Origin of the sequence: Pseudomonas sp. Tri1, from assembly GCF_017968885.1 — a bacterium.
GTDB lineage: Bacteria > Pseudomonadota > Gammaproteobacteria > Pseudomonadales > Pseudomonadaceae > Aquipseudomonas.
The window spans coordinates 1,542,279-1,560,545 of the sequence record NZ_CP072913.1; the positions used below are offsets into that span (position 1 = coordinate 1,542,279).

The window sequence follows — 18,267 nt, forward strand, 5'->3', positions numbered from 1 at the left end:
TATCGCGAGCAAGCTCGCTCCCACAAGAGATTGCACAAGGTTGTCCGGATCAGGCCGCAATGGCAGCAGGCCGCATTGGGGCTTGCTGTTTCTCCGGGATCTCGCCGAACAATGCCTTGTGCACCGCCTGTTGCGCCTGGAATGCCAGGGCCGCACGTTCCTGGCCGTGGCAGGCGATCGGTTGCAGCAGGTGAATGTGCACATCGCCCCGATCATTGGCAAACAGGCGCATCAGATGCGACAGCAAGTCGTCATCGCCAATGAACGGTGCCAGCGAGTCCGGTTCGCCATTGCGCAGGTAACGGATCGCCACCGGCTGCAACGCCACTTCGGCATCGATGGCGGCTGACAACAGGCGACCATGGAAGGTGCGCAACGAACGGCCATCGGTGGTGGTCCCTTCGGGGAACATCAGCAGCGGATGAGCCTGTTCCAGGTGGCGGCTCATCTGTTTGCGGATCAACTGGCTGTCACCCGAACCGCGCCGGATAAACAGGCTGCCGGCCTTGGCGGCCAGCCATCCGGCCACGGGCCAGGTGCGCACTTCGGCCTTGGACAGGAACGACAGCGGGGTGAGCATGCCCAGCAACGGGATGTCGGTCCAGGACACATGGTTGCTGACCCACAGCATCGGAAGTTGCGGCAACTGGCCATGAACCGTCACGGAAAACGGCAGGGCATGGCTCAACCGCGCCATGAAGAACCGTGACCAGCGTTGGCGACGCACCATGGAGTTGGCAATCCCCAGGCGTTCGAACAACCCGAACAGGCAAGCCATGCTCAGGCCCAGCGCTACCACCAGCAACACTCGCGCGATTCGCGCGTACACCCGCAGCCGGCTCATCAGACCGCTGCCTTGAAGTGGCGGGCGTAGCGCGGGCAGAGTTCGTCGCGCTTGAGCAGGATGAACACGTCGGCCACCTGGAAGTCTTCGTCCCAGCACGGCTCACCGCAAATCTTCGCGCCCAGGCGCATATAGGCCTTGAGCAGCGGTGGCATCTCGGCGATGACGTTGGAGGGGACGTCCAGGTTCGGCAACGGTTTTTTCGGCACGGCTTGCAGGTGTTCGGTGCACAGGTAGCGTTCGCGCAGGCGCTGCATGATCGCCTGGGCCTGGATGCCGCCATCCTGCATCGGAATGCTCGCGCAACCCATCAGGTAGCTGTAGCCGCCTTCGTTCAGGACTTCGGCCAGCTCGCCCCACAGTACGGCGATGGTGCCGCCGTTGCGGTAGGCCGGGTCGACGCAGGTACGGCCGATTTCCAGGATCGGGCCCTTGAGATGGACCAGGCCGTGGAGGCTGAATTCTTCTTCACTGTAGAACCGGCCCAGGCTGCTGGCGGCCTGGTGGTCGAGCAGGCGGGTGGTCGCCACGAGACGGCCGGTGTTCAGGTCGCGTACGCCGATGTGGGCGCAGTGAACATCATAATCATCCATGTCCAGACCCACTTCCGCGCCTTTGAGCTTGGCGTTGAATTCGCCGCTGAAGACGTTGAAGCGCAGGGCCTGGGCTTCTTGCAAGGCCGTGGCGCCGATCAGGCGTTCGGCTTGCAGGCGGCGTTCATTGCCGGTGTCGCTGATGCGGGCGATCTGAGTCATAGCGAATCTCCGTGGGCTGTTCAGTTGCAGCCAATCGACTTTCTTTATGCAGCCATGTTGTGCAAAGTCAGGCTATGTAGCCCCGGTGTCATCGCCATGAAGCTTTGGTGATGCTTATATGACAGCCCTCGAGGAGCCTCTTATGCCCTGGCAAACCCTGATCGAACGTGGTGAGCGCCTGCCCGCCCAGTCGGACCTGGCTGAGGGTTATGCGACCTTGTTGCAGCGCCTGGGGCCGGTCACACCATTCGAGCTGGCCGTGGCCGGGGGGCGGTTGATGGCAACGCCGGGGCTGGCGTTCCTGGTGGGGTATCAGGCGGCACTGCGGGTGCTGTGGCCGAGTGCGCCGCAGAGCCTTGGCGCCTTGTGTGCCACCGAACAACGCAGCCTGCGCCCGGCGGACATGCAGACCCGCCTCAGTGATTTGCGCCTGAGCGGGCGCAAGGATTTCGTCACCGCCGGCGATGCTGCCGAATGGTTGTTGATCGCCGCCCGTAGTGAAGCACCCGGTGAAGCGCCACGGCTGAACCTGGCGGTGGCCTACCCCGGCGAGCCTGGCGTGACCCTGGAAAAGCTCCCGGCCATTGCCCTGATGCCGGACATCAGCCATGGCCGCGTACTGCTAGACGGTGCGCTGTGCGAATTGCTGGCGGGCGACGGTTGGGATGCGTATGTCAAACCGTTCCGCACCCTGGAAGACCTTTACGTACTCAGCGCCATGACCGCCTGGTTGTATGGCCTGGGGCAGGAATGTGGCTGGCCGCAGCCTTTGCAGTTGCGCCTGCTGGCGTTGCTGGCAGGCTGCGCCGAGGTGAGCCGTCACAACCCGTCCAGTGCTGCCGGGCATGTCCTGCTGGGTGGGTTGTTCGCCCAGTTTGAAGGGCTCGCTGGCGAGCTGAATGACGCACTGGCTGCCGGGCCTGCAACGTGGCGCGAGATGTGGACGCGGGACAAGGCAGTGATGGAGATGGCGGCGGGCGCGCGGGCCAAGCGGTTGGCCAAGGCGCTGGAATCTTCATTGGTTTGAAGGCCTCATCGCGAGCAAGCTCGCTCCCACACGGGATCTCTGTCGCACATGAGTCCGTTGTGGGAGCGAGCTTGCTCGCGATGAGGCCCTTATAAACGGCACAAATATCGAAACTGTCATCAAGTCTGACTAGGCTCAGCAAGTTCAACCCTTCGAGCCCCAAGCATGTTCAAAGGCTGGTTCCTGATCCCGCTCCTGCTGCTCACCCTGAATGTCCACGCTGAAGATTGGCCCGGCGAGCAATGGCCAACCGGTCCGCGCCCCACCGGGCCGGCCATCGAAGCCCTGGAGCGATACGCCTTCCCACCCCGGGACGATGTCACCCGGCAAGGCATCCGCACTGACGCGCTGCTGGTGATCCAGGACGGTCGGCTGGTCTATGAACGCTACGCCGGGCCGACCTCTGCCGACACCCCGCACCTGACCTGGTCCGTCAGCAAAAGCCTGATGGCGACGGTGTTTGGCGTGGCCTATGGTCAAAAGCTGTTTGGCCTGCAGGAGCCGGCGGCCAAATACTACCCGGCGCTGAGCAAGCACCCGGACATGACCCTCGCCGATCTTTTTCACTGGGCCTCGGGCCTGGATTGGCAAGAGGACTACGAATACGCGCCGCTCAACTCCTCGGTGGTGGCGATGCTGTATACCCGGGGCCGCCACGACATGGCGGCGTTCACCGCGCAGCATGAAGGCTTCAGCCCGCCGGGGCAGGCGTTTCGGTACTCCAGCGGCGACAGCAACCTGCTGGCCGCGGCGCTGAAAAACATCGTCGGCCCGGCGCGCTATCCCGATTACCCTTGGACGGCCCTGTTCGAACCCTTGGGCATTCGCCACGCCATCTGGGAAACCGACGCCAGCGGCACGTTCGTCGGTTCGTCCTATGCCTACCTCACGGCGCGGGACCTGGCGCGTGTCGGGTTGTTGATGCAACGGGACGGTCGCTGGGGGGAACGGCAGTTGATCCCCAAGGATTGGGTCGCCTTCAATCGCCAGCCCTTCGCCCGCTTCCAGGCCGGCCAGGACGAGGCCGTCCCCGGAGGGCATTGGTGGCTCAACCGCGCCGTCGACCCGGCGATCCGCCCCTGGCCCGATGCGCCAACGGATACATTCGCCGCGTTGGGCCATTGGGGCCAAGTGTTGTACATCATCCCCAGCGCCAGGCTGGTGATCGTGCGCTACGGCGATGACCGCGACGGCAGCTACCGCCACAATGAACTGCTCAAGCGAGTCATGGCGGTGTTCGCCGGGGCGGTGCAGCCATGAGACGCAAACTGTTGCTCACTCTGGCGTTGGCGCTTCTCATCGCTCTGCTGGGCTGGGTCTGGCTTGAACGGGTGGCGCTGCGGGCCTTTCCCGACATCATCAGTGCCTACACCGCCAAGGAGTACTGCTCGTGCCGTTACGTGATGGAGCAACCGGCTGATTATTGCCGTGGCTATGTGAAGCAGTCGGTGCCCATCAGTGACTTTCTCGATACCCCCGAAGCGAAGCGCGTCACCGTCAGCGGGTTGGGGCGTAGCAGCAGCGCGCGGTGGATGGGGGCGCGGCAGGGGTGTCGGTTGGAGTAAGGCCGGACCCCGATTCTATTGTGGGAGCAAGGCTTGCCCACAGGTTCCCTGTATTTCTGAGCAGTTGTTGAAACGGACAGTTTGCAAGCGCTCTCGGCGCGGTTAAGGTTCGCCACAGGTTTATCTGCCCTCCGAGTGTGTATGTTCAAGCGGTCTTTCTCTCACGCTGTCGCGACTTTGCTGCTGGCTTGCGCCGCGTTGCCGGCCCAGGCCGATTGGTACCTGGACGGTGAATCGTCGCGGCTGTCGTTCATCAGTAGCAAAAACGGCAATGTCTCCGAAGTCCAGCGCTTCCTGGTGCTTCATGGCCAAGTCCAGCCCAACGGATTGGCTCGCCTGGAAGTGGAGCTGGACTCCATCAACAGTGGCATTCCCCTGCGGGACGAACGCATGCGCGCCGAGCTGTTCGAGATCAAGCAATTTGCCGAAGCCACCATCACTGCACAAATCGACCTGGTGCCGATCCAGGACCTGGCCAACGGAGCGCAGTTGGAATTGCGCCTGCCGCTGACGGTGAACCTGCACGGCAAGCAGCATGAATACAACGTTGAACTGCTGGCGACACGCCTTGATGAACGACGCTTCCAAGTGGTGACCCTCGAGCCGCTGGTGCTCAACGCCGCGGATTTCGACTTGGCGCCGGGCCTGGAGAAGCTGCGTAACCTGGCTGGGTTGTCGGCCATCAGTCTGTCGGTGCCGGTGAATGCGGTACTGATTTTTACGGCGCGCTGACATGAGCGGCCCGGTATTTCCCTGGCGTGAAGGCAATCGCTTCGAACTATTGATCGACGGCCCGCAGTTCTTTCCGCGCATGCTGGTGGAAATCGCCCGTGCCCAGGAACAGGTCGAACTGGAACTGTACCTGGTGGAGGCGGGGGCCTGCGCCGAGGCGATGGTCCAGGCCCTGGTCCAGGCCTCCGAGCGTGGGGTACGGGTGCGCTGTCTGTTCGATGACTACGGCAGCCTGGCGTTTACCCTTGGCTTGCGTAACCGCCTGATCGAGGCTGGCGTCGAACTGCGTTTCTACAATCGCTTGAGCTGGCGCCGCTGGGTACGCAACCTCTACCGCGATCACCGCAAGTTGTTGTTGGTGGATCAGCGTCTGGCAGTGGTTGGTGGCACGGGTGTGACCGATGAATTCTGGAACCCCCTCGATGACCACTGTGAGTGGCACGAAGTGATGGTGGAAATCGTCGGTCCGCTGGTGCTCGACTGGCAATTACTGTTCGATCGCCAATGGCTCGCCAACCGTCATCGCCGTGCCTGGAAACCGGCCTCCAACTTTGGTTTGCCGCGCTTGCCCCGCGTGCCTCCAATGGGCGAGGGCATGGGCCGGGTGGCGTATGCCGACGCCCGCCAGCATCGCGATATTCTGCAATCGTTGTCTCGGGCGTTGAACAGTGGTCAGAAGAGGATCTGGATGGCGACGCCGTATTTCCTGCCGACCTGGAACGTGCGCCGTTCCTTGCGCAAAGCCGCTGCCCGCGGTATTGACGTGCGCCTGTTGCTGACCGGCCCGCGCACCGACCACCCCTCCGTGCGCTACGCCGGGCACCGTTACTACCCTCGACTGCTCAAGGCCGGGGTGAAAATATTCGAATACCAGCCATGTTTCCTGCACCTGAAGATGGTGTTGGTGGACGATTGGGTCAGCATCGGCTCATGCAATTTCGATCACTGGAACCTGCGTTTCAACCTGGAAGCGAACCTTGAAGCCTTGGATTCCGGGCTCAGCAGTGCGGTGGCGGCGAGTTTCGAACGGGACTTCGCCCAGAGCCTGCAGGTCAGCCTCGACGCCTGGCAGCGTCGACCTCTGTGGAAGCGGGTCAAGCAGCGGTTGTGGGGGTGGGTGGATCGGGTGGTGGTGAATCTGTTGGATCGGCGGGGTTAGCCCGAACACCCAGATACAACTGTGGGAGCGAGCTTGCTCGCGATGGCGGTCTGATATTCAACATCTGAGTTGAATGTTAAGCCGCTATCGCGAGCAAGCTCGCTTGTATGTTTAGACTTGAAGGGGTGGGCGGGACTAAAAGCTCGATTCCGACTCTAGCCAGTACGGACCGTGGGAGACTTCTCGTTCCGCCCTTTCTACCTAAAGCGCCGATAAGGAATTCATCGGTAAAACCGACGATAGAGGCAAGCCAGCGCAAAGGTAGACCCCGACAAGCACCTAAACCCTAGCTCCGAGGATTCGTCATGACAATCCTTAACTCACCAACGGTTATTGGTATCGATGTAGCGAAGGCCGAAATCGTCGTTTACCGCGAAGACCTGAAAATCACTCAAGCCATCGCCAACAATCGCGAAGCTCTTGGCCGGTGGCTCAAAACGCTACCAGCCCAAAGCTCGATTGCGCTGGAAGCCACCAGTTTTTATCACCTGGACACAGCTGAGCTGGCCCATGGAATGGGGTTTCATGTTTACGTTGTGGATCCTTATCGGGTGGCCCATTACCGTGAAAGTATTGGGCTGCGGGCTAAAACTGATCCTTGTGATGCGCGTTTGCTGGCTCGTTATCTAACGAACGAGCAAGCAAGGCTGCGTATCTGGAGCCCACCTCCAGAAGCCTACAAAGTGTTAAAAAACCTGCTTAGAAAACGTGCGGCACTCATCAAGGCCCGTGTCAGTATCGTGCTGAGTTTTTCGAACGAACCGTGCCTAAAGGACATCTTGGCCCGGCAGTTGGAGGTCTTCAAAGAGTCCGATCAGGCCATTCAGAAGCTAATGCGTGAGGCCAGCCAAGCGGTAGGGATCACTGAAAACATCAACCGCTGCAAAGCCATTGAAGGGATTGGTGAACTGACGGCCATTGGCTTGGCGACCGCATTCATGCGCGGTCACTTTGTCAGTGGCGATGCATTCATTGCTTTCTTGGGGATGGATTTGCGTCCAAAAGACTCAGGGAAGAAGCACAGTCCTCGTCACTTGAGCAAAAAAGGGGACGGGGAGCTACGACGCCTGGCGCACAACGCCGCGATGGCGGCCTGTCGGTCTCCTGCCTGGAAACCTTACTATGAGGCCTTCTTGGCACGAGGCCTGGCCAGAACTCAGGCCTTGGTTATCCTTGCCCGCAAGTTGTGTCGGGTAGCATTCGCCCTGATGAAAAATCAGAGCGAATACCAACCAAATTCACGGTTGCAGGGTTCCCCTGCAACATAGAATCTCCCACGCTGGTTTTGTGTTGCCTGAGGGTCAGAGCAACTCAAAACTCTGCTGCTTCACTTCCTGGGAGTCCAGGCCGATCTGCACGTTGAACTTGCCCGGCTCAGCCGCGTATTTGAGCTGAGCGTTGAAGAACTTCAGGTCATCTTCGGTGATGGTGAAGTGGACGACTTTTTTCTCACCGGCCTTGAGCATCACCTTGCGGAAGTTTTTCAGTTCCTTCACCGGACGGATGATCGAGCCGGTCACGTCCTGGATGTACAACTGCACCACGGTTTCGCCGTCACGCTTGCCGGTGTTTTCCACCGTCACGCTGGCGTCGAGCTTGCCAGTCTTGTTCAGGGTGGTAGACGACAGGGCCATGTCCGACAGGCTGAACTCGGTGTAGCTCAGGCCGTAGCCGAACGGATAAAGCGGGCCGGTGGTGTCATCGAAGTATTGCGAGGTGTAGTTGCCCGGCTTGCCCGGTGTGAACGGCCGGCCAATGCTCAGGTGGTTGTAGTAGGTCGGAATCTGTCCTACTGAGCGTGGGAAGGTAATCGGTAGCTTGCCCGATGGGTTGTAGTCGCCGAACAGCACGTCGGCGATGGCGTTGCCGCCTTCGGTGCCGCTGAACCAGGTTTCCAGGATGGCATCGGCCTGTTGTTTTTCTTCGAGCAACGACAGCGGACGGCCATTCATCAGCACCAGCACCAACGGCTTGCCGGTGGCCTTCAAGGCCTTGATCAGTTCGCGCTGGCTGGCCGGGATGTTCAGGTCGGTGCGGCTCGAGGATTCATGGGACATGCCACGGGACTCACCCACGGCGGCTACCACCACATCGGCATCCTTGGCTGCCTTGACCGCTTCGTCGATCAGCACCTGGGCCGGGCGCGGGTCGTCCACCACTTCCGGTGCGTCGAAGTTAAGGAAGTTCAGGTAGTCGAGCACCTTCTTGTCGCCGGTAATGTTGGCACCACGGGCGTAGATCAGCTTCGACTCAGCACCCAGGGCGCGGGTCATGCCATCGAACAAGGTGACCGACTGCGCAGGGCGCCCGGCGGCGGCCCAACTGCCCATCATGTCGATCGGTGCCTTGGCCAGCGGGCCGACCAGGGCGATTTTCGCGTTTTTGTTCAGGGGCAGGGTCTGGTTGCGGTTTTCCAGCAGCACCAGGCTGCGGCGTGCCACGTCACGGGCATCGGCGCGGTGCAGGCGGCTTTCGGCGTAAGTGTCGGCCGGATCGTCCTCGGCCTTGCCGATGCGCAGGTACGGGTCCTTGAACAGGCCCATGTCGTATTTGGCCGCGAGCACTTCCCGTACCGCGTTGTCGATGTCGCTCTGCTCGATCTCACCGGCCTTGAGCAGCCCTGGCAGCTCCTTGCCGTAGAGCGAGTCGTTCATGCTCATGTCGATGCCGGCCTTGATTGCCAGCTTCGCCGCTTCGCGACCGTCCTTGGCGACACCGTGCTTGATCAACTCGAAGATGGCGCCATGGTCACTCACGGCCAGGCCCTTGAAGCCCCACTCCTTGCGCAGCAGGTCGTGCATCAGCCAGGTGTTGGCGGTGGCGGGCACGCCGTTGATGGAGTTCAGCGCGACCATCACCCCGCCGGCTCCGGCGTCGATGGCGGCGCGGTAAGGCGGCAGGTAGTCCTGGTACATTTTCACCGGGCTCATGTCCACGGTGTTGTAGTCCCGGCCGCCTTCCACTGCGCCGTAGAGGGCGAAGTGCTTGACGCTGGCCATGATGCTGTCGGCCGCGTTGGCGCCATTACCCTGGAACGCCTTGACCATCACCCCGGCGATGCGCGACACCAGGTAGGTGTCCTCGCCAAAACCTTCGGAGGTCCGGCCCCAGCGTGGGTCGCGGGAAATGTCGACCATCGGCGCGAAGGTAATGTCCAGGCTGTCAGCCGCGGCTTCCTGGGCGGCAATGCGGCCGGAGTGGTAGATGGCGTCCATGTCCCAGCTCGAGGCCAGGGCCAGGGGGATCGGGAAAATGGTGCGATGGCCGTGGATCACGTCATAGGCGAAGAACATCGGGATCTTCAGCCGGCTGCGCATGGCCGCGTCCTGCATCGGACGGTTTTCAGCGCGAGTGATGGAGTTGAACGTGCCGCCGATGTTGCCGGCAGCGATTTCCTTGCGGATCATCTCCCGGGGCATTTCCGGGCCGATGCTGATCAGGCGCAATTGGCCGATCTTTTCCTCTAGGGTCATCTGCTTCATCAGGTTGCTGATGAACGCGTCCTTGTTCTCTATGGGGGCAGGCAGGTTGTCGGCTAATACGGATTGACTGGCCAGACTGACAAACAGGCCCAGCAAACACAGCTTCTTCATGAATAGTTTTCTCGCAAGCCTAAAGGGCGGTAATCAGGACACGCCGGTCAGCCAAAATGTGAGGAGCGGCTATTGTTGTTCGGTTAAATGCAGCACACTTTCGAACCATTGGGCTGAACTTAGTTTCGCACTGCGCATCTTTTAGCCCATCGACCCGATTCAATCCAGTGCGGCGGCAGATTATGCCCCAGACGCCGGTGAGATAGGTGGCAGTGTTTTTTCCAATGTATCGCAAGGGAGAGCTTCACCCGATGAATCTACGACTGAACCACCGCACAGGCCTGCAAATGCTGGCCCTGATGCTGTTCACCACGCTGCTGGCCGGTTGCGGTATCAACAACATCCCGACCCTGGACGAGCAGGCCAAGGCCGCCTGGGGCCAGGTGCAGAACCAATACCAGCGCCGTGCCGACCTGATTCCCAATCTGGTGGAAACCGTCAAGGGCTATGCCCAGCATGAGCAGGAAACCCTGACCGCGGTGATTGAAGCACGGGCCAAGGCCACCTCGATCCAGGTCGATGCCAGCACCCTGGATAACCCGGAAAAACTCAAGCAATTCCAACAGGCCCAGGATCAGTTGACCGGTGCGTTGAGCCGGTTGATGGTGGTGTCCGAGCGTTACCCGGACCTCAAGGCCAACCAGAACTTCCTGGCCTTGCAATCGCAGCTCGAAGGCACCGAGAACCGCATCGCCGTGGCCCGCCGTGACTTCATCCTGGCGGTGCAGAAGTACAACACTGAAATCCGCACCTTTCCCGGTCGCCTGTGGCACAGCGTGATGTATAGCGACCTGCCGATCCGCGAAACCTTCGAGGCCACCAGCCCCAACGCCGAGAAAGCGCCTGAAGTGAAGTTCTGATCAATGCTCCACAGGCTGTGGCGTTACCACGGATGAGGTTCCAATGCGCGTGTTGAAAATTGGCCTGGTGCTGTTGCTCTGGGTGTTTGCAGTCACGGCCCAGGCCGAATTGAAATTTCCGGCGCTGACCGGGCGGGTGGTGGACACCGCACAGATGCTCGATCCATCGGTGCGTGGCCAACTGGACGCGCAGCTCAAGGCCCATGAACAGGCCACTGGCGAACAAGTGGTGGTCGTCACCCTGGCAGACCTGCAAGGCACCAGCATCGAAGACTTCGGCTATCAGCTGGGGCGGCATTGGGGCATCGGGCAAAAAGATAAGAACAACGGTGCGTTGCTGATCGTGGCCCGGGATGACCGTAAACTGCGGATCGAAGTGGGCTATGGCCTGGAGGATCGCCTGACCGATGCCCAGAGCTCGGTGATCATCAACCAGGTGATCACCCCGGCGTTCAAGACCGGTAACTTCAACAAAGGCATCAGCGACGGCGTGGCGGCGATGCTGGTGGTGTTGGGCGGCAGCCCGCTGGATGAGCCGGCGCCGGTGTACAGTGCGGACGGGGAGCAGGAGCAGGGGGATTTCGTCGAGCGTCATCCTGGGCTGTTCATCTTCCTGGTGCTGCTGTTTATCGTGACGATATTCATTTGCCAGATGCTGGGTATCCTGCCTGCGGGACGGGGTGGCTCCAGCGGCTCAAGCGGATCCGGAGGGGGAGGCTTTGGCGGTGGTGGCGGCGGCGGTTTCAGCGGCGGCGGTGGCAGTTTCGGGGGCGGCGGTTCGTCGGGCGGCTGGTGACAATAATAATGAGCAGGCATTTCTAACCATGGCATTACTGACTGAACACGAACAACGCAAGGTCGCCGAGGCCATTGCCCGGGTCGAGCGCGATACCGATGCCGAACTGGTCACGGTGCTCGCCGCCCGCGCTGACGACTACGCCTACATTCCGCTGCTGTGGGCCAGCCTGTTGGCCCTGGTGGTGCCTGGCGTGGTGCATTACCTGACAGGTTGGCTGGCCATGCACAGCCTGTTGCTGGTGCAATGGGTCAGCTTCGTCGTGCTGTGCCTGGTGTTCCGCATTCCCAGGATCACCACGCACCTGATCCCTCGTTCCGTGCGCCACTGGCGGGCCTCGAACCTGGCGCGTCGGCAGTTTCTCGAACAGAACCTGCACCACACCGTGGGCAGCACGGGGATGCTGATTTTTGTTTGCGAGGCCGAGCGCTATGTCGAGATCCTGGTGGACGAAGGCATTTCCAAGCGTCTGGACAACAAGCGTTGGGATGCCATCGTCGCGGCGTTCACCCAGCAGGTCCGCCAGGGGCAGACGCTGGAGGGCTTCGTGACCTGCATCGAGGCCTGTGGCGAGTTGCTCAAAGTGCATGTGCCGGTGACTCACGAGCGCAATGAACTGCCGAATCGGTTGGTGGTTCTGGGCTGATTTCCTGCCGGACCATTGTGGCGAGGGAGCAAGCTCCCTCGCCACAAAAGCCCAGTCCCTTTGCAAGAGATTGCTCATGATCGAGAGGGTATCTCGCGGATTTTGCACCATTGGGGAATTTCCCCGTGCCCTCTCACCCCATCCCCCCTAAAATACCCGCCATTCCCGATCCGCCCGCCCCGAGGCCGCTTTTTTCATGTCTGTCACTGCCACCCCCGCCCGTCCTGCGCCGGATCACCACGCCCAGTTCATCGAGCTGCTGCGCACCAGCCTCGAACAAAATGCTTTCATCAAGCTGGTGTTGGCCAAGTACGTCGGCGAGGAAACGGACCTGCAACGGCTGATCATCAAGCAACTGACGGTCAAGGACCAGCCGTGCCTGTCCTTCGTCTACCGCTACAAGACCCGCGACATCACCAAGAATTTCCCGCTGGCCGAAGGTGTAGCGACCGTTGCCGCGCTGTTGCCGGCATCGTTCAAGAACGCGCATTTGCTCGCGGTCACCGACGAGGCGCAGCTCGAATACAGCAAAAAGGGCAAGAGCTCGCTGTTCAAGAGCAAGCCCCAGCAACTGCGGGAAGTGCCCTCGGCCGAGCACAATCGCGAGAAAAACCGCTTCCTTGATCTGAGCCGGCCGTTCCTGGCTGATTTGGGCGTGACCAACCACAAGCACGAGCTGATTCCGGCGATGTCGCGCAAATGGAAGCAGATCAACAAATTCATCGAAGTCTTCAGCCATGCGCTGACGTCCTCGCCGCTGGCCCTGGACAAACCGGTACGGGTGTCGGATTTCGGTTCGGGCAAGGGTTACCTGACCTTTGCCATCCACGATTACCTGCGCAACACCTTGCAGGCCGAAGGCCTGGTGACCGGTGTCGAGTTGCGCGAAGACATGGTCAAGTTGTGCAACGAAGCCGCCGCGCGGCTGGAACATCCGGGCCTGAGTTTCCAGCACGGTGACGTGCGCAGCGTGGCGCCAAGCGCGGTGGATGTGATGATCGCCTTGCACGCCTGCGACATCGCCACCGATTACGCGATCCACATGGGCATTCGCTCGGGCGCCTCGATCATCATGTGCTCGCCGTGCTGCCACAAGCAGATCCGCCTGCAGATCCAGAGCCCGGCCTTGCTCAAGCCGATGCTGCAATATGGCCTGCATCTGGGCCAGCAGGCGGAAATGGTCACCGACAGCCTGCGGGCGCTGTTTCTGGAGGCGTGCGGCTACGAAACGAAGGTGTTCGAGTTCATCTCCCTGGACCACACCAACAAGAACAAGATGATCCTGGCCGTCAAGCGCGCCGAACCGATGGATTCGACCGAACTGCTGGCGAAAATCCAGGAGCTCAAGGCGTTCTACCACGTCACCGAGCACTGCCTGGAAACGCTGTTGCGGGCGGACGGTTACCTCGCCTGACAACGGCTTACGCCGATCCATTGTGGGAGCGAGCTTGCTCGCGATGAACGATTATGCGGCGTGTCTGAAAGATCACGTCGCCTGAATCGCGAGCAAGCTCGCTCCCACAGGACTCTCTGCAACCTCATTCCTATGCAGCCCGTCAGGTAATCACCGCTTATCCCACGTCTACCGGCCTACCGGACTACCTTTAATGCGTTCACCCCTCACGCATTCCCAAAGGAGCCCATCCATGGCCGCTAAGAAAATCCTGATGTTGGTCGGCGATTACGTTGAAGACTACGAAGTCATGGTGCCGTTCCAGGCGTTGCAGATGGTCGGCCACACCGTGCATGCAGTCTGCCCGGACAAAACTGCCGGGCAAACCGTGCGCACGGCGATCCATGACTTCGAAGGCGACCAGACCTACAGTGAAAAACCGGGGCACCTGTTTGCCCTCAATCATGACTTTGCCAGTGTCCAGGCCTCTGACTACGACGCGCTGCTGGTGCCGGGCGGTCGTGCGCCGGAATACCTGCGCCTGAATGAAGATGTCCTGCAACTGGTGCGCGATTTTGACCTGGCAGGTAAGCCGATTGCCGCAGTGTGCCATGCAGCGCAGCTGTTGGCGGCGGCCGGGATTCTGGACGGCCGTGAATGCAGCGCCTACCCGGCGTGCGCACCGGAGGTACGCCTGGCGGGTGGCACCTATATCGACATTGCCGTGACCGAAGGCCACGTCCAAGGCAACCTGGCGACCGCCCCGGCTTGGCCGGCGCACCCGAAATGGCTGGCGGGATTCCTCACCCTGCTGGGCACGGCCATCACCCTGTAGCGCGGCGGGCCTGACTGGCAGAACACGCACAGCGGGTCTTTACTGCTTGGGCAACTATTTGCGCGCCTGAGGAGAACTCCTATGTCTGGATGGTACGAAATAAGCAAAAGCAGCAACGGCCAGTTTCGGTTCGTGCTCAAGGCGGCCAACGCCGAGACGATTTTGACCAGCGAGCTGTATGCCACCCGCAGCGGTGCGGACGGCGGCATCGCTTCGGTGCAGAAAAACAGTCCGTTGGCCGAGCGCTACGAGCTCAAGAACACCAAGGACGGCCATCCGTACTTCAATCTCAAGGCTGCCAACCACGAAGTGATCGGCAGCAGCGAGGCCTATTCCTCGGACGCCGTCCGAGACAAAGGCATTGCCAGCGTCAAGGCCAATGGGCCGACAACGGTCATCAAGGACAAGACCGTGGCGGCGCTTTGAGTTTTCCCCCGGTGGGAGCGAGCTTGCTGTGGCGAGGGAGCTTGCTCCCGCTGGACCGCGAAGCGGTCCCCATAGCAGGCTCACAAATGACGACTGCTTCGCAGCCGAGCCCACACTCATGCGCTGATCGGGCGTTGAGTTTCCAGATCATGTAGCCCGAGACTAAACCTCCACTGGCACCGACAGCTTAGGATCGCCCAGCGGATGGCTCTTGGCATCGAAGAACCGCAGTTGCACCTCCAATCCTTGGAACACTTTGGCGTAATGGCGCTTCTGGTGCTGGATGAACGCCTGGCTACGGGGGTAGATCGAAATCGCCACGGTTTTTGGTGCAGCCAGGCGCAGGGCCTGCACGATGTGGCTGTCCTGCTCGCCCAAGGCATGGCCAAACAGGCACAGGTTGTCGGCGTGGTGCAGCAGTTGGTCATAGCAGAACGACAGGTAGTCGGAGCTGCGGATGGTCTTGAGCTTGTCCTGGCTCGGGCCTTCATTGACGAACAGCGGCACGTCGTCGAGGGTCTTGATCGTGTTGTTGATGGCGAAACTGCCCAGCAGCGTGCCTTCGGTAGAGGTGAGTTTGCGCGCGGTGCCGTCCTGGTTGCGCACCAGGTGCAGGCCACCGTGCAGGTACAGCAGGCGCGGTTTATCCGTGGCCACTTGGCTCAGGTCAAAACTGTGATCGCTGCCGAAGAACAAGTCGGTGAGATTCTCGCTCGCGTGCTGGATCGCCCAGTAGTTGAGCAAATCGTAGTTGGTGGTGAACACCGTGCGGTAGCGGCTCAGTTCCTGGTTGAGCGTTGCCAGGGTCGACGGCTGCACCAGTCGCCACGGGATATGCACAGCGTGCACGGTGTTGATCAGCGCTTCTTTTATCGCGTAATAGCGGTTGCGCGGCGCGGCGGAGCTGACGGCCAGGGCTTTGTTGACCCGGCTGGTGGTTTTCAGCGCGCCGAGCACCTGTTCGAAACTGCGCGTCTGCATCGCCTCGAATACGCTCAGTTCCGACGGGCTAAGCGGTTTCTCTTCGACGGTGCGGGCGTTTTCGAACAGCGAGTCATAGCCGAAATCGTCCCATACGGCGCGGCTGGCGCCATTACCCACCAGCAAGCCGCTGAAGAGGGTATTGGCGCGCACGGCCTCCCAATCTTCGAGCCGGGCGTCATATTCCTGGAAATCGGTCATCGCGAAGCTCATCCAAAACGTGGCAAAAGGCAGGGCGCGACTTTATCACGACCCAGTCTTGAGCCAGATCAAGATACGCCATGACTACTCGGTCATTCTGTAGGCCCTGCCGATCCGGCCTCAACCAGGAGCGTGACCCCATGAGCAGTACTTTTTTCATTCCCGCCGTGAACATCATGGGGCTGGGCTGCCTCGATGAAGCGATGACCGCCATCCGCAACTACGGCTTTCGCAAGGCGCTGATCGTCACCGACGTGGGGCTGGCCAAGGCCGGTGTCGCGAATATGGTGGCCGAACAACTGGCGCTGCAAGACATCGATTCGGTGATCTTCGACGGTGCCAAGCCCAACCCGAGCATTGCCAATGTCGAGCTTGGATTGGGCCTGCTGAAGGAGAGCCGATGCGATTTCGTGGTGTCGCTGGGTGGCGGTTCGCCTCACGATTGCGCCAAGGGCATTGCCCTGTGCGCCACTAACGGCGGGCAGATCCGTGACTATGAAGGCGTCGACCGCTCGAGCAAGCCGCAATTGCCTTTGATCGCCATCAACACCACGGCGGGCACCGCCAGCGAGATGACCCGTTTTTGCATCATCACCGACGAAACCCGCCACGTGAAAATGGCGATTGTCGACCGCAACGTGACCCCGCTCATGTCGGTCAACGACCCGGCCCTGATGGTGGCGATGCCCAAGGGCCTGACCGCCGCCACGGGCATGGATGCGTTGACCCACGCGGTCGAGGCGTATGTGTCCACCGCCGCCAATCCGATCACCGATGCCTGCGCGCTGAAAGCCATCACCCTGATCAGCAACAACCTACGTCTGGTCGTGCGCGACGGTAATGATCTGACAGCACGGGAGAATATGGCCTACGCGCAGTTTCTCGCGGGGATGGCGTTCAACAATGCATCGCTGGGTTTCGTGCACGCGATGGCGCACCAGTTGGGTGGTTTTTACGACTTGCCTCACGGCGTCTGCAACGCGGTGTTGCTGCCTCACGTGCAGAGCTTCAATGCCTCGGTGTGCGCTGCTCGTCTGACGGATGTGGGCTTGGCCATGGGGGTCGATACGCGCGGGTTCAGCCCGGAAGAGGGCGCCCAGGCCGCCATTGCGGCCATTCGCAGCCTGGCTCATGACGTGGATATTCCAGCCGGTTTGCGTGACTTGGGTGTACGCCTCAACGACGTGCCGGTGTTGGCCGCCAACGCCTTGAAAGATGCGTGCGGCCTGACCAACCCACGGGCGGCGGACCAGCGGCAGATCGAGGAAATTTTCCGCAGCGCGTTTTAAGCGGCTCGGGGCGGCATGGACCTCACACATAGCATTGCCGCCACCCCCAGCAGCGCGCACAACGCCGCCAGCGGCCAGGCCTGTTGGCTCACCAACAGGCTGGCCATGGCGCCGATCACCGACGCCATCAGTTGGTGCACAAAGCCGCTCAACGCCATGGCATAAGCACCGGCCACGGGTGAACCTTCGTTGGCCAGGGACAGGCTGATGGGGTAATTCAACGACTGGCCGAACACCGCAAAGCAATACGGAAGCCAGAAGAGCAGTGCGACGCTGCCCAGGGTGAGGCTGCCTGCCAGCATGGTCGCGCTCCCGCCCAGCACCAGTGCGATGCCCCAGCGCATCATCCGTCGTTGGCCAGTGCGCAGCACAAACGCGTTCACCGCCAGCGCGCCCAGCAGATAGGCCACACTGATTGGCCAACCCAGGAGACCGTATTCAATGGGCGACCAGCGAAAACTTTCCTGCAGGATCAGCGGCGCTGCGGTATTGAAGGCCACGATCACGCCGTAACCCAGCCCACCCGCCAATGCCGGCAACAAAAAACCACGGCGCGTGAGGATCTGTCCGTAGATGCGCCACGCCGATTGCCCGTTGCCGCTTGGTGCCAGTGCCGCGAACCGGGCCCGAGACACGACTGCCGCCATGATCAGGCTGACTGCGCCCAACCCTTGGAAGATCGCCTCCCACCCGAAAGCGGCCTGGATCAGCGAGCCCAGGTACTGGCCGATGCCGAGAGCAATCACGAAGGCTATGGAGATCCAGGACAGGGCCTTGGCCAGCAGGTCACCGGTGAAACTGTCGCGAATCAACACCCGCGCCATCACTGAGATCCCGCTGGCGCCGATGCCCTGGATCAACCTGAGCGTCAGGAACGCTTCCACCGTAGTGCCCAGCGGCAGGGCCAGGTTGCCCAGGCCGTACAGCCCCAATGCCGCCAGCAGAACCGGTTTGCGCCCCAGGCGCTCGCCCAGGCTGCCCCATAACAACATGGGCAGGGCCATGCCGATCAGGTACACCGACAGCCCCCAGGATACCCGGGACGCATCGGCCCCCAGATCCCGGGCGATATCAGGCAGGGCCGGCAAGTAGATGCTCATGCCCAGTTGTGCCAGGAAGACTGTGGTGCAGGTGACGATCAGGGTTGTACGGGGCTTCATCAAGG

The 18,267-nt window shown here is 61.1% G+C and carries 18 protein-coding genes; 13 read left to right on the forward strand and 5 right to left on the reverse strand.

Annotated elements, in window-relative coordinates; translation table 11 throughout:
• Window positions 1–49 precede the first annotated feature (49 nt).
• Window positions 50–844, reverse strand: coding sequence for a lysophospholipid acyltransferase family protein (locus J9870_RS06850; RefSeq protein ID WP_210643239.1), 795 nt, complete (start codon window positions 842–844; stop codon window positions 50–52).
• Complete coding sequence (gene olsB, locus J9870_RS06855; protein WP_210643240.1) at window positions 844–1,599, reverse strand: L-ornithine N(alpha)-acyltransferase; 756 nt, start codon at window positions 1,597–1,599, stop codon at window positions 844–846. The genes J9870_RS06850 and olsB overlap by 1 nt, the downstream gene beginning before the upstream one ends.
• Window positions 1,600–1,741: 142 nt before the next feature.
• Between olsB and J9870_RS06860 the strand changes: the two genes are divergently transcribed.
• The 6 genes from J9870_RS06860 (at window position 1,742) to J9870_RS06885 (ending at window position 7,350) form a co-directional block, all read left to right on the forward strand.
• A complete protein-coding gene (locus J9870_RS06860) occupies window positions 1,742–2,626 on the forward strand; it encodes an acyl-CoA dehydrogenase (RefSeq protein ID WP_210643241.1) in 885 nt (294 codons plus the stop codon).
• 165 nt (window positions 2,627–2,791) lie between these two features.
• The gene (locus tag J9870_RS06865) at window positions 2,792–3,886 is read left to right on the forward strand and encodes a serine hydrolase (protein ID WP_210643242.1); all 1,095 of its coding nucleotides are present in this window, start codon (window positions 2,792–2,794) and stop codon (window positions 3,884–3,886) included.
• Entirely contained in the window at window positions 3,883–4,191 is a 309-nt protein-coding gene (locus J9870_RS06870) for an amidase (protein ID WP_210643243.1), read from the forward strand. The genes J9870_RS06865 and J9870_RS06870 overlap by 4 nt, the downstream gene beginning before the upstream one ends.
• Before the next feature lie 141 nt (window positions 4,192–4,332).
• Window positions 4,333–4,923 carry a YceI family protein gene (locus tag J9870_RS06875; RefSeq protein WP_210643244.1) on the forward strand — a complete coding sequence of 197 codons (591 nt, stop codon included), beginning with the start codon at window positions 4,333–4,335 and terminating at the stop codon, window positions 4,921–4,923.
• Between the two features lies 1 nt (window position 4,924).
• Complete coding sequence (locus J9870_RS06880; protein WP_210643245.1) at window positions 4,925–6,082, forward strand: phosphatidylserine/phosphatidylglycerophosphate/cardiolipin synthase family protein; 1,158 nt, start codon at window positions 4,925–4,927, stop codon at window positions 6,080–6,082.
• Between the two features lie 305 nt (window positions 6,083–6,387).
• The gene (locus J9870_RS06885) at window positions 6,388–7,350 is read left to right on the forward strand and encodes a transposase (protein ID WP_210639263.1); all 963 of its coding nucleotides are present in this window, start codon (window positions 6,388–6,390) and stop codon (window positions 7,348–7,350) included.
• A 33-nt stretch (window positions 7,351–7,383) separates the two neighbouring features.
• Here the strand turns inward: J9870_RS06885 and bglX are convergent, their stop codons facing one another.
• Window positions 7,384–9,675 carry a beta-glucosidase BglX gene (gene bglX / locus J9870_RS06890; RefSeq protein ID WP_210643246.1) on the reverse strand — a complete coding sequence of 764 codons (2,292 nt, stop codon included), beginning with the start codon at window positions 9,673–9,675 and terminating at the stop codon, window positions 7,384–7,386.
• 251 nt (window positions 9,676–9,926) lie between these two features.
• Between bglX and J9870_RS06895 the strand changes: the two genes are divergently transcribed.
• The 6 genes from J9870_RS06895 (at window position 9,927) to J9870_RS06920 (ending at window position 14,631) form a co-directional block, all read left to right on the forward strand.
• Complete coding sequence (locus tag J9870_RS06895; protein ID WP_210643247.1) at window positions 9,927–10,535, forward strand: LemA family protein; 609 nt, start codon at window positions 9,927–9,929, stop codon at window positions 10,533–10,535.
• Between the two features lie 43 nt (window positions 10,536–10,578).
• A complete protein-coding gene (locus J9870_RS06900; protein ID WP_210643248.1) occupies window positions 10,579–11,331 on the forward strand; it encodes a TPM domain-containing protein in 753 nt (250 codons plus the stop codon).
• Window positions 11,332–11,359: 28 nt separating this feature from the next.
• Window positions 11,360–11,977, forward strand: a complete 618-nt coding sequence (locus tag J9870_RS06905) for a TPM domain-containing protein (protein ID WP_210643249.1) — start codon at window positions 11,360–11,362, stop codon at window positions 11,975–11,977.
• 196 nt (window positions 11,978–12,173) lie between these two features.
• Complete coding sequence (locus J9870_RS06910) at window positions 12,174–13,391, forward strand: SAM-dependent methyltransferase (RefSeq protein ID WP_210643250.1); 1,218 nt, start codon at window positions 12,174–12,176, stop codon at window positions 13,389–13,391.
• A gap of 232 nt (window positions 13,392–13,623) precedes the next feature.
• Window positions 13,624–14,205: a DJ-1/PfpI family protein gene (locus tag J9870_RS06915; protein WP_210643251.1), complete on the forward strand. Its 582-nt coding sequence runs from the start codon at window positions 13,624–13,626 to the stop codon at window positions 14,203–14,205.
• A gap of 81 nt (window positions 14,206–14,286) precedes the next feature.
• A complete protein-coding gene (locus J9870_RS06920; protein WP_210643252.1) occupies window positions 14,287–14,631 on the forward strand; it encodes a YegP family protein in 345 nt (114 codons plus the stop codon).
• Between the two features lie 162 nt (window positions 14,632–14,793).
• Here the strand turns inward: J9870_RS06920 and J9870_RS06925 are convergent, their stop codons facing one another.
• Window positions 14,794–15,813 carry a DUF4917 family protein gene (locus J9870_RS06925; RefSeq protein ID WP_210643253.1) on the reverse strand — a complete coding sequence of 340 codons (1,020 nt, stop codon included), beginning with the start codon at window positions 15,811–15,813 and terminating at the stop codon, window positions 14,794–14,796.
• A gap of 140 nt (window positions 15,814–15,953) precedes the next feature.
• Between J9870_RS06925 and yiaY the strand changes: the two genes are divergently transcribed.
• Window positions 15,954–17,102, forward strand: a complete 1,149-nt coding sequence (yiaY, locus tag J9870_RS06930; RefSeq protein WP_210643254.1) for an L-threonine dehydrogenase — start codon at window positions 15,954–15,956, stop codon at window positions 17,100–17,102.
• Here yiaY and J9870_RS06935 read toward each other — a convergent pair.
• Window positions 17,099–18,262, reverse strand: a complete 1,164-nt coding sequence (locus J9870_RS06935) for an MFS transporter (protein WP_210643255.1) — start codon at window positions 18,260–18,262, stop codon at window positions 17,099–17,101. The genes yiaY and J9870_RS06935 overlap by 4 nt on opposite strands.
• Window positions 18,263–18,267: the final 5 nt, after the last annotated feature.

Bases quoted from the DNA above. Each gene is read 5' to 3' on its own strand.
- J9870_RS06850 (WP_210643239.1), bottom strand. From the start codon at position 844: ATGAGCCGGCTGCGGGTGTACGCGCGAATCGCGCGAGTGTTGCTGGTG.
- olsB (WP_210643240.1), bottom strand. From the start codon at position 1,599: ATGACTCAGATCGCCCGCATCAGCGACACCGGCAATGAACGCCGCCTG.
- J9870_RS06860 (WP_210643241.1), top strand. From the start codon at position 1,742: ATGCCCTGGCAAACCCTGATCGAACGTGGTGAGCGCCTGCCCGCCCAG.
- J9870_RS06865 (WP_210643242.1), top strand. From the start codon at position 2,792: ATGTTCAAAGGCTGGTTCCTGATCCCGCTCCTGCTGCTCACCCTGAAT.
- J9870_RS06870 (WP_210643243.1), top strand. From the start codon at position 3,883: ATGAGACGCAAACTGTTGCTCACTCTGGCGTTGGCGCTTCTCATCGCT.
- J9870_RS06875 (WP_210643244.1), top strand. From the start codon at position 4,333: ATGTTCAAGCGGTCTTTCTCTCACGCTGTCGCGACTTTGCTGCTGGCT.
- J9870_RS06880 (WP_210643245.1), top strand. From the start codon at position 4,925: ATGAGCGGCCCGGTATTTCCCTGGCGTGAAGGCAATCGCTTCGAACTA.
- J9870_RS06885 (WP_210639263.1), top strand. From the start codon at position 6,388: ATGACAATCCTTAACTCACCAACGGTTATTGGTATCGATGTAGCGAAG.
- bglX (WP_210643246.1), bottom strand. From the start codon at position 9,675: ATGAAGAAGCTGTGTTTGCTGGGCCTGTTTGTCAGTCTGGCCAGTCAA.
- J9870_RS06895 (WP_210643247.1), top strand. From the start codon at position 9,927: ATGAATCTACGACTGAACCACCGCACAGGCCTGCAAATGCTGGCCCTG.
- J9870_RS06900 (WP_210643248.1), top strand. From the start codon at position 10,579: ATGCGCGTGTTGAAAATTGGCCTGGTGCTGTTGCTCTGGGTGTTTGCA.
- J9870_RS06905 (WP_210643249.1), top strand. From the start codon at position 11,360: ATGGCATTACTGACTGAACACGAACAACGCAAGGTCGCCGAGGCCATT.
- J9870_RS06910 (WP_210643250.1), top strand. From the start codon at position 12,174: ATGTCTGTCACTGCCACCCCCGCCCGTCCTGCGCCGGATCACCACGCC.
- J9870_RS06915 (WP_210643251.1), top strand. From the start codon at position 13,624: ATGGCCGCTAAGAAAATCCTGATGTTGGTCGGCGATTACGTTGAAGAC.
- J9870_RS06920 (WP_210643252.1), top strand. From the start codon at position 14,287: ATGTCTGGATGGTACGAAATAAGCAAAAGCAGCAACGGCCAGTTTCGG.
- J9870_RS06925 (WP_210643253.1), bottom strand. From the start codon at position 15,813: ATGACCGATTTCCAGGAATATGACGCCCGGCTCGAAGATTGGGAGGCC.
- yiaY (WP_210643254.1), top strand. From the start codon at position 15,954: ATGAGCAGTACTTTTTTCATTCCCGCCGTGAACATCATGGGGCTGGGC.
- J9870_RS06935 (WP_210643255.1), bottom strand. From the start codon at position 18,262: ATGAAGCCCCGTACAACCCTGATCGTCACCTGCACCACAGTCTTCCTG.